Source organism: Methanospirillum sp., from assembly GCF_035406105.1.
Classification (GTDB): Archaea; Halobacteriota; Methanomicrobia; order Methanomicrobiales; family Methanospirillaceae; genus Methanospirillum.
Window position 1 is genome coordinate 1 of the sequence record NZ_DAONKG010000137.1, and the last position, 6,621, is coordinate 6,621.

8 protein-coding genes are annotated in these 6,621 nt (G+C 49.5%); 1 reads left to right on the plus strand and 7 read right to left on the minus strand.

Annotation, left to right across the window (positions count from 1 at the left end):
- A partial coding sequence (locus PLA23_RS08900) for a PKD domain-containing protein (protein ID WP_324474903.1) occupies positions 1-354 on the plus strand: 354 nt, incomplete at its 5' end.
- 44 nt (positions 355-398) lie between these two features.
- On the opposite strand, the gene PLA23_RS08905 is transcribed toward PLA23_RS08900, so the two are convergent.
- From PLA23_RS08905 to PLA23_RS08935, 7 genes are all read right to left on the minus strand, one after another.
- Entirely contained in the window at positions 399-974 is a 576-nt protein-coding gene (locus tag PLA23_RS08905) for an RPA family protein (protein ID WP_324329153.1), read from the minus strand.
- Positions 967-2,796: a hypothetical protein gene (locus PLA23_RS08910; RefSeq protein WP_324474904.1), complete on the minus strand. Its 1,830-nt coding sequence runs from the start codon at positions 2,794-2,796 to the stop codon at positions 967-969. The genes PLA23_RS08905 and PLA23_RS08910 overlap by 8 nt, the downstream gene beginning before the upstream one ends.
- An 89-nt stretch (positions 2,797-2,885) precedes the next feature.
- Positions 2,886-3,734, minus strand: coding sequence for an adenosylcobinamide amidohydrolase (locus PLA23_RS08915; RefSeq protein ID WP_324474905.1), 849 nt, complete (start codon positions 3,732-3,734; stop codon positions 2,886-2,888).
- A 47-nt stretch (positions 3,735-3,781) separates the two neighbouring features.
- Complete coding sequence (nrdD, locus tag PLA23_RS08920) at positions 3,782-4,144, minus strand: anaerobic ribonucleoside-triphosphate reductase (protein WP_324474906.1); 363 nt, start codon at positions 4,142-4,144, stop codon at positions 3,782-3,784.
- Positions 4,145-4,193: 49 nt separating this feature from the next.
- Positions 4,194-4,841, minus strand: a complete 648-nt coding sequence (gene pyrF, locus PLA23_RS08925; RefSeq protein ID WP_324331537.1) for an orotidine-5'-phosphate decarboxylase — start codon at positions 4,839-4,841, stop codon at positions 4,194-4,196.
- A complete protein-coding gene (locus tag PLA23_RS08930; protein WP_324474907.1) occupies positions 4,842-5,762 on the minus strand; it encodes a deoxyhypusine synthase in 921 nt (306 codons plus the stop codon).
- A 62-nt stretch (positions 5,763-5,824) separates the two neighbouring features.
- The coding region (locus tag PLA23_RS08935) for a TiaS agmantine-binding domain-containing protein (RefSeq protein WP_324474908.1) at positions 5,825-6,621 on the minus strand (797 nt) is incomplete at its 5' end.

Below are 6,621 nucleotides of genomic sequence, written 5' to 3' on the forward strand. Positions count from 1 at the left end.
ACACCGTATCCAACAGTAACACCGAGGAGGACACCAACACCTACCCCAACAAGAACTCCGTATCCGACCGTAACCCCGACGCCATCTCCGACACCAACCCCGGGCTTTGCGCTGAATGCTGCTTTTTATGCTACCCCGATCTATGGAAAAGCACCATTACGCGTACAGTTCATCGATCAGTCGTATGGAAACCCGAACCGATGGACATGGTCATTTGGTGACGGGGGTTTTTCCTATCAGAAGAATCCCTACCACACGTATCTGAAGAAAGGGACATTCTCAGTCAGACTGACGGTAAACCGGGGTGGTCAGGCAAGTACTATCTATAAACAACGGCTGATAACCGTTATTTAAATTTTATGAACCTTTTATGAACCTTATCAAAAAAAAATAAAAAATCAGAGCTGGATAGATGCGAGAGCATCCTTAATTTTTGGTCGCCAGGACTCAAACGAACGTTTATAGATCTCTAAAGCCTTCTGATGATCCGGATCATCCGTATTCTTTTCAATCCGATCAAGGGTCAGTCTTGCAGTGTCCAGAATCCAACAGTCAACCACTTCCTTATCAACCGCTGTTATGGATTCTGCCCGTACAGATACCAGGTTTCTCCCATCAGGTGCCTGGAAGACACCCGGTTTTCCTATGATCGCGACATATGATGGAGATTCAATGGTTGAGATCTGATGAAGGGCTTCAGGCTGATAACTACCGGCACTGACAAAAAAGGTTCCGGTCGGATCCATCACACGAATTTGGTAAAAGACTGCTTCTCCTTCAGATTTTTTCTTTTCAGTCAGAGTGCCGGCAATAAATACCCGGTTACACCGTTCGCCGGTTGGAAGCAGGATATAGGTAGGGCTTTTGTCATCCGAACCCTCCCGAAAATGGTGATATGCTTCCCTGAGTTCTGCTGCAAAGACACGCTTTGCGGCTTCACGTTCAAACCTCCGGTTTGCTGTATTATCACTCATGGGAGGAACCCTCCGCGCGGTTCATCAGTTCTGCAAGCATTCCGGCATCAAACTTTTGAAATTCACAAGTATAGGCAAATAACCGATTATCAAATGTTTTTCCCCTGCATACGAGATACCTGCCCAGAATACGTTCATTCACATGATAAAAGACCGTGTCAAGACCAAGCGGATTATTTTCAGCCATCTCCTGCGCCGAGACCAGACTCAAACCGGTCAGTTCCTCAACACCCTCACGTGATATGATGGTATCATACGTCTTTTGCCCATCATCAAGCCATCCTTTCACCCTGAGGTCATAGATAAAATTCGGTTGAATCTCATGGACCTGACAGTAATTCTGTCGTGAGAGAACACGCCCGCATCCTTCAACCGGACATCGCTTAATAAGCCCTGATCCGGGAGAGAGATGAACAAATGCACCTTTCACCTCTTCATTCGGGGATCTGACCTGTATGGTGGCATTCTCATCAGGAAGAATGGTTGCTCGGTTCAGGGTGACTGACAACCGGTTGTTAAACTCATCAGCCGATGCATAAAAGATGCTGTAAACCATGTCCGGAACAAGCCGCAGAGCGTTCTCGTCGTTCCATGTGATGAACCGGATGGTTCCTGACTCATCTCCCAAAAGACCACTCTGGAAGATACGATCAGAAGAACTTTCATACTCCTGCACCATTTTTACCCGCAGACAGACAATTCCGGGTACCACCTGTGCTATGGGGATGATATTGGGTCTGATACTACGATCTTCCTGGAGGGGTGTGGCTGAACCGGGAGATATCTGCATGCTGAGCGCTCCCCGGTACCGGTCCACCACTGCAGATGAGATGGTATACCACTGATTCTCCTCAAGCGGTGACGCATCGGGAGTGTTACGTATAACAAATTGTATGGCACCGGTTTCATCAGCAAGAATGCCACGCTGGAGGATCTGATCAGAAAATGGTTTTTCAACTGCCACGACCTTTGCTTTCACTGAAAATACGCCAGGCTTTATCTGGCCGATTGGTATTATCTCCTGCTTTGGAATATCTTCCCGTGACAGCGGAGTGATGGTTGTTCCTGCATGAATTTTTACATTCACCTGGCCGTTAAACTCATCCGTCTCCACCATGTCCAGCCGGTACCACGATCCACGCTCAAGAACCGGTGCCTCTGCAGATGCCCAGACCGTAAACCGTGTTGTTCCGCTTGCATCGGCAATAACACCACTCTGCGCAATTGCAGGTGATCGGGGGGGAAAGAGCGTGGTTACCTCCCCCTCAATAGATACCCAGCGTTTTGGCACTAACTGGCTAATGGGAGTAATATTCGGAGTATGAGCATCTTTCGGTTGGATCTCGGTAATCGTTGTCCCTTTATGAAGCTTAAGACTGACCTGACCGTTATATTCATCGGCAACCGCAGATTCTATCCGGTACCACTTTTTTATCTCAACTACAGGCGCATTTTCATTTGCCCAGATTAAAAACCGGATTGAACCGCTTGAATCTGCAATAACCCCACTTTGTGCGATGGAAGGTGAGCGTGACGGAAAGAGTGTGACAATCTGTCCTTCAATTGTAACCCATTGCTCTGCCACAATATCAGCTATGGGCACCGTCTCATCACTGCTTTTTTTCGGTGACGTGGCTGAAGGGGTTTCCATCCCAAACATTCTTGCGTAATCACTGATTATCGCCCGTTCTGCCTCGGCTGGCGGAACGGAAAACTCATCCACAAACCGTAAAAGCCGCTCCTCAAGTTTTGCCCGGTCGATCTGATGACCAGCTGCTGCAAATTTTTCGGAGATCCTGTCTGCGATTTCTTTGAGTTCCATTTCATCTCCACATAACAGGTCGACAACAGGGGTATTTAAAGAAGACACCCGCAGGGTGAAAGTGAACGTGAGAGAAAATAGTGCATTATTCAGGTTATTTTTGAGTACAGAGATTTTAACTCAGCCAGAGATGCTTCAGGATTTTTGAGGAGGTGATGTGTGATGACCGGGTGATGATTTAATACACAGCGGGTGCATGCCCAGACCGGCGCCTGCCCGGGTTTTTCAATCCAGTCACCGAGTGTTGTATCTCCGCATGGGTAGAGCGGGCAGTAACAGAAATCACAGCGCTGACCGGCAAAGTGACATGGATAATACGGACAATGCTCTTTTTCCCATAAAACCCAGTGATGTCCGCCTATACCTGACCGGATAAAAAAGGAGGGCTTTTTTCTTTTCGTATCCGACTGACGAAGCAGCGCTTTGGTAACACCCACATATACCGCTTCATGGATACGCCGTCCGGATTCGGTTCCGCTTCCTGCATACCTGATCCGGGAGGTCCCTTCGGAGGCAATGATCACGGCATCTGTTACCGTTCCGGCAAAATTATGGCCGGCATCGAAGAGTGCGAGACTTTTCGCTTCAGTTACCGTAATTACCGCATCAACAAGAGCCTGATCCAGAAAATCCTGTACACATACGATGATGTTAATCGTACCAGGAGAACTATCCGGTACTGATTCAGAAAAACCGGCGGGGTCAGGATGAGTAATACCGGCCGTCACAAATACCATCAGACCATCCCAGGAGAGAACGCACAACGTGTTCATCTCAACAGCAGTCAGGAGTCCTGCGGTATGATGGTACGAGAGACCAAGAGAGAATGTCAAATATTCAAGCTCTTTCTTTGGGTCATCAGAAAATTCGTGCGGGACCTGATGGTTAATAATAGTTGTACAATTCCGAATGCCGCCATCTGTTCCGGAGCTGCACACCCGGAACTTCCCTCTTATGATGAGGGAAGAGGATCTGAGGTAGTACCTCATGTCACACTATAACGCCGTCGGTCTTTTAATTCCTGTTTTTTTCCAGCATTCCACCCTGAAACGTCCTGCAGGTAACCGGTCACCCTGCTTATCTGGACAACATCATGACACCCACATTCCGGACAGACCGGCTCGCCACAGAGCGGGCAGTACTCAATGGTTGCTGCAATCTCATGGGAACAGTCACAATTGTCAAGGGGACACATGATCTCCGGGTTCACATCCCCACAGACAGGACATGGACTCTCATCAACAATCAGGTGGCAGGTATGACACTTATACTTCCGGTCATTTTCAGGAATCTCTTCTTTGCAGGAGTACTTCTCTGCCAGGGCCCGTTGCTCCTTCGTCCAGTTCATACTCAGTATTGTACTCGTTCTCCCTTAATGCATACTGGGAAAAGTAACATTAGATCTTTTGCGTACTGCACATACGTGCGTATTCCTGTGCGGCCCTGGCAGGATCCTCCGACTCATAAATTGCCCTTCCCACGATGATTCCATCCACAATTTCGGCTATCGCGGAGGGATCCCCACCCTGGGCACCAACACCCGGTGACAGTATCTTTTTTGTGCCGATACGGGTACGGAGAATCTGTGTCCTCTCAGGCCGTGTTGCTGGAGCTATGATCCCGTCAGCCCCGGTTTCACAGACAAGGGCCGCAATCCGCTCGGCTATACCTCCATGGAAGAAGTCAACCGCACCCGGATGGCTCATCTCAGTCACCACATAACATTCACCATCATGATCATGTGCCGTTTCCACGCATGCAAGAACAGAATCCCTTCCCACAAACCCATGACAGATGATCCCAGAAAACCCGTGGGCGAAGACTTCTTCGGCGATGAGCCGGGTAGTATTGGGAATATCGGCAACCTTGAAGTCCGCAATAAGGGGGAGGCCTTCCATTGAGATCTCATCCGCTATCCCAAGACCCGCTGCCAGAACAAGGGGGTACCCGATCTTTATCGCATCAAGATAGGGTGCGGTCTCATGGGCAATTGTTACTGCTGCTTCACGGGTTTTGACATCCAGGGCAAGTATCACATCAGCCATTCATCGCTCCAGTACTGCTGCCATAATAAGCGGGAAGGTAATCGTCGCATCACCATATACCGTAACCGTCTGTGCGTCTTCATCAACTTTTCCCCATGATCTGGCTTCATCAAGGGTCGCTCCGGAAAGACCGCCAAGATCAGGCCGATCACCGGTCAGCTGAACGGCATAGGTAAATCCCTTCGGTGTCATGAGCATACTCTGCAGAATGTAATTTTTCGGAACACCCCCGCCAAGAAAGAATGCACCGGCAATATCTGCCGAAAAACAGCGATCCATGATCCTGTCCATATCACCAAATGCATCCACGACGATCCTGTGTGTCTGCCGGTATAACCAGAACTGAAGACCGATCATCGAGTCCTGAATTGCAGGGCAGAACACCGGGACATTCTTTCGTGCTGCGGTTGCAAGGATTCCGGTGGTCAGATGAGTACCGATATGGGTCAGGAGATCGGTGATTGTGATAACAGAACCATCAGGAATCTTTGAGAGAACATCCTGCATGAACTCTTCAAATCTGATGAATGATTCATTGGGGAGATATACATCATAAATCCGGTTTATCTCGTCATGACGAAGCTCTACATCATTGCACTTCTCTGTTCCCCGGAAATGATGGCATCCGATTGCTTCAATGATATCATGAGTCAGGTTTGCACCGGTTGAGACCAGGACATCAATATACCCTGCATCAATGAGATCAGAGATAATTCCACCCATTCCGGCCGGGACCATCGCCCCGGCAAGTCCGAAAAAGCGGGTTACCCCAGGATCTTTGAGCATCGTACCGGTTATTCGTACTGCCCTGGTCAGGGCACCTCCATTGTATGCTCCAGCCTGTTCCATGGCACAAATGAGGTTTTCCACCGTCATTTTAGGCTTCAGATGGACCTGTCGTACCGGCACATCGCATTCCATACCTTATCATACGCGCTCAGCACCCAAGTACCTGACGTGTTATAGCAGGATTTGTCTCCCCTTCAGCCGGACCTGTGTGTTGATCTTCGTGATGACGGGAGATACGAGGGATCCGGATCGACCTGCCCCCGGGCAAGTGGTCGGGAGAGATGACGTCTGGCTCCTGGGGGGACTTCATACCACCCGGGTGATATGGTTCTCTCCTCAATGATCTGTTCAGATTCTCTCTCGCGATTCCCGCACCGGCGACATTTATACCCTTTTCCAGACCCTGCACTGGTCATCCGTTTCTGACAGACCAGGCACACCGGTGGCCGGATTGTCACAACAGGATCAGCTAAAAAAACATATATCTTCTCCAGATTCAGGGCATTTTTCACATAACTTCCGGCGGCAAGAATCACATCACCCGGCCTGAGGGACCTGATAATATCCCGAAATTTTTTTGTTGGTTCAAAGGCCATGCAGCGAATGGTCTGATCCCCGGCATCAAGGGGGAAGAACACATGACCGCCTGTACTCGTCCGGGGGATTTCATGGACCTTTCCTTTTATCAGGTAGGATACTCCTTCAGTCAGGGGGCCTTTCTGATAAGCAACCAGATGGGCATCAGTCCCCTGGTTTGTCATCCATATCCGTGCCATGTCCACCGGTTCGGATTGGATCACGGATACCGCATGGGCTACTGAAAAGGGGGCATCACCCCTGATACCATAGAGAACTGGGTCTGGAGTATGAGGGATACAGACCGGCCCGTTCTGATCATAGTCCCAGGTATCCCAGGTGTGAGGCCGGGTCAGGTCCTCAGAGGAACGAAGACTATCCGTGTCCACCATACGGCGAGCAAAGAGCCGATTCT